Raw genomic sequence first — 3,473 nt, forward strand, 5'->3', positions numbered from 1 at the left:
ACGTCTTTTGCTGACCCAACGCCTGAAGGTAAATCGGTCGTGAGTTTAGGTAAAGAAATGGGTGAAAGTATCCGTGAACCTAAAGATGCAGAATTTATTCAGTTTAGTGCTTCAACACGTTTATCTGGGGTTGATTTAGCGACAGGGCAAAAGATTCGCAAAGGCGCAGTGGATGCGATTCTAAAATTTACCCAGCAAGAGATTAAAGACAATATTGAGCTGAAAACCCGTGTAGAACAAGTCGCGTCTAAAGGCGCAACGCCATTGGTTGTTGCATCGAATCATACAATTTTAGGTGTGATTGAATTGTCGGATGTGATTAAACAAGGGATTAAAGAGCGCTTTGCATTGTTACGGGAAATGGGGATTAAAACCATCATGGTAACAGGGGATAATCCCTTGACCGCAGCTGCAATTGCCGCTGAAGCAGGTGTAGATGATTATATTGCTGAAGCTCGACCAGAAGATAAGTTAGCCTGTATTCGTAAAGAACAAGCCGCAGGAAAATTAGTCGCGATGGTCGGTGATGGAACCAATGATGCACCCGCTTTGGCACAAGCAGATATTGGTTTAGCCATGAACTCAGGCACGCAAGCTGCAAAAGAAGCGGGAAATATGGTCGATCTAGATTCTGATCCAACCAAATTGCTTGATGTGGTCGAAATTGGTAAGCAGCAGTTGATTACCCGTGGTGCTTTAACCACATTTTCTTTAGCAAATGATGTGTCTAAATACTTTGTGATTTTACCTGCATTGTTCGCCGTTGCGATTCCTCAGCTTGATGTTTTAAATATTTTGCAATTGAATAGCCCAAGTAGTGCGGTGATTTCTGCATTGATTTTTAATGCACTGATCATTCCGATGTTGATTCCTTTAGCGCTCAAAGGGGTGCAATTTAAACCTGCCAGTGCCTTACAGCTATTGCGTCGTAATATGTTGATCTATGGTGTAGGTGGTGTGGTTTTCCCTTTTATTGCGATCAAATTGATTGACCTTATTGTGTCGTTGTGGATTTAGGAGTGCATCATGAATACATTAGAAAATCTTCCCCTATCGGCTGAAGCACAATCCATTTTTCGGTCTAGCCTAGGTTTAGTGTTGGTTGGGTTCTTGATCGCAGGCGTATTGTATTGCAGTCTGAGTGTATCTTTGGCTCAATTGTTATTTACAAAACAGGCCAATGGTAGTGTCATCGAGTTAAATGGAAAAATTGTCGGGTCCAGCTTAGTGGGACAGAACTTTGTGAGTGAACAATATTTCCATAGTCGTCCGAGTGCTGTGAATTATAATGTGGATGGTATGGCAGGAAGTAACTTGGCAGTGTCTAATCCTGAATTGCAAAAGCAATTTAAAGAAAGAACCTTGCAGTTTGCTCAAAACAATCAAATCTTTGAGCAACAAGTACCAGCAGAGATGATCACTGCTTCGGGTAGCGGGATTGATCCAGATATTTCACCTGAAAGTGCACTATTACAAGTGAAACGTGTGGCACAACAACGTACTTTATCCGAGCAGAAAGTGAGAGATTTGGTGCAACAACAGATTAAATCTGTTCAATTGGGCTTGTATGGGCAGGCACGAGTTAATGTGCTTCAGCTCAACATCGCTTTAGATCAATTATCATCAACCTCACGTTGATAGAGCTGAGCCTATGCAGATCGACCGAAATAACAAAGCAGATGCATGGTTGGCACATAGCCAACGTGAACAATCTGGACGCTTAACCATTTTCTTGGGTGCGGCACCTGGCGTGGGCAAAACCTTTGCCATGTTGTCGAGAGCACATGAGTTGATGCGACAAGGTCATCATGTGCTGGTGGGCGTGGTCGAAACGCATGGTCGAGCTGATACCGAAGCTTTGATTCAAGGACTGAATGTTATTCCTAAAAAGACTGTTGAATATCAAGATCGATTTTTAGATGAAATGGATCTTGATCAAATTCTGAAGTTAAAACCTGAAATTGTTTTGGTCGATGAACTCGCACATCGAAACGTGCCCAATAGTCGTCATGAATATCGTTGGCAAGATGTGAATGAACTATTAGATGCGGGTATTGATGTGTATAGCACATTGAATATTCAGCATCTTGAAAGTTTGAATGATGTGGTCTATCAAATTACGGGCATTCGGGTAACAGAAACCGTGCCTGATGCGCTATTAAAAAGATTAAAAGATATTCGCTTGGTTGATCTTCCTGTACCTGAACTATTGGAGCGTATGAATCATGGCAAAATTTATTTAGCAGATGTCGCTCCACATGCTTTGCAAGGCTTTTTTAAGCCAGCCAATCTCACCGCTTTACGAGACCTTGCAATTCAAACGGTTGCAGGGCAGGTGGATATTGATTATCGGGAGAAATTTGTAGCTCAGGGACAAATTATTCCGATTCAAAATCATGTCATGTTAGCCATCGATGGAGCTGAATTTTCTGAAGATTTGGTCAGACGAGCACATCGGATTGCTGAAAGGAGGAATGCAACTTGGAGTGTGATTTCAATTCAAAAAAGCAAGATTGAAAACACGCAAAGCTTTGCTGTCACTAAAGCATTTAATTTGGCACGTAAGTTAGGAGCAGATACCTATTTATTGTATAGCAATCAAATTGCAGCAACGATTTTACAGGCTGCTTATGATTATGGTGCATCTAATATTTTATTGGGCAAGAGTGCAAAAAAATCTTTATGGCAACGTTTGTCTTCAGATCATATTGCTGATCAGCTTTTAGAAAAACAACATCCTTTTGAGATTACTTTTGTTCAGCCCTTAAAGTCTAAGTCACAGGAGTTAAAAAACTCACTACTTGATATGGCTCAGTCTGAGCAGAAATTTAGTGTTGACCATAAAGAATTATTAGAAAGTTCATTCATTATTTTATTGGGATTGATGATTGCTGCGATCAGTGACCGATTTATTGGATATAGTGATTTAGCATTAATCTTTATTGTCACGGTCTTGCTTGTCGCAATTCGAGCAAAAATGTTGATTACGCTTGCTAGCGTATTTATTTGTTTTTTACTCTATAACTACTTTTTTATTGAACCACGCTTCACATTTATGATTAGTGCTGAACGCGGTGTGATTACAATTATTACTTTTATTATTTCAGCACTTTTGGTCGGACGCTTAGCAAATCAATTGCGTGCTCAGGTTTTGAGTTTACGTGCTGCCAATTCAGCTTCACTGCAATTACAGGAGTTAGAAAGAAAGTTATCCAGCTGTGTTGATATTCAACAGGTTCTAAATATAGCTAAGCAACACTTAGAAAGCTCATTAAACGCATATGTATGGTTAAGAGTTGCTACTCAAGTTTCTGGTGAAATCTCGGTTCTAAATGAGAAAGATCAAATCGCAGCAGATTGGGCTCAAAAAAATGTAAAACCTTGTGGACGTTTTACCAATACTTTAACGAAGACAGAGTGGTGGTTTAATCCACTGAATCTTGTCGAGAGTCATGGAGTTATTGCCATTCGCT

General features: G+C 40.3%; 3 protein-coding genes. All 3 read left to right on the forward strand.

The window, feature by feature from the left end; genetic code table 11:
• A partial coding sequence (kdpB, locus tag B4F08_RS10660) for a potassium-transporting ATPase subunit KdpB (protein WP_291374348.1) occupies positions 1–1,017 on the forward strand: 1,017 nt, incomplete at its 5' end.
• 9 nt (positions 1,018–1,026) lie between these two features.
• The gene (gene kdpC / locus B4F08_RS10665; protein ID WP_125318337.1) at positions 1,027–1,638 is read left to right on the forward strand and encodes a potassium-transporting ATPase subunit KdpC; all 612 of its coding nucleotides are present in this window, start codon (positions 1,027–1,029) and stop codon (positions 1,636–1,638) included.
• A 13-nt stretch (positions 1,639–1,651) separates the two neighbouring features.
• On the forward strand, positions 1,652–3,473 hold a 1,822-nt coding region (locus B4F08_RS10670; RefSeq protein WP_291374349.1), incomplete at its 3' end, for a sensor histidine kinase.

Origin of the sequence: Acinetobacter sp. UBA6720 (genome assembly GCF_002454215.1) — a bacterium.
GTDB lineage: Bacteria > Pseudomonadota > Gammaproteobacteria > Pseudomonadales > Moraxellaceae > Acinetobacter.

Bases quoted from the DNA above. Each gene is read 5' to 3' on its own strand.
- kdpC (WP_125318337.1), top strand. From the start codon at position 1,027: ATGAATACATTAGAAAATCTTCCCCTATCGGCTGAAGCACAATCCATT.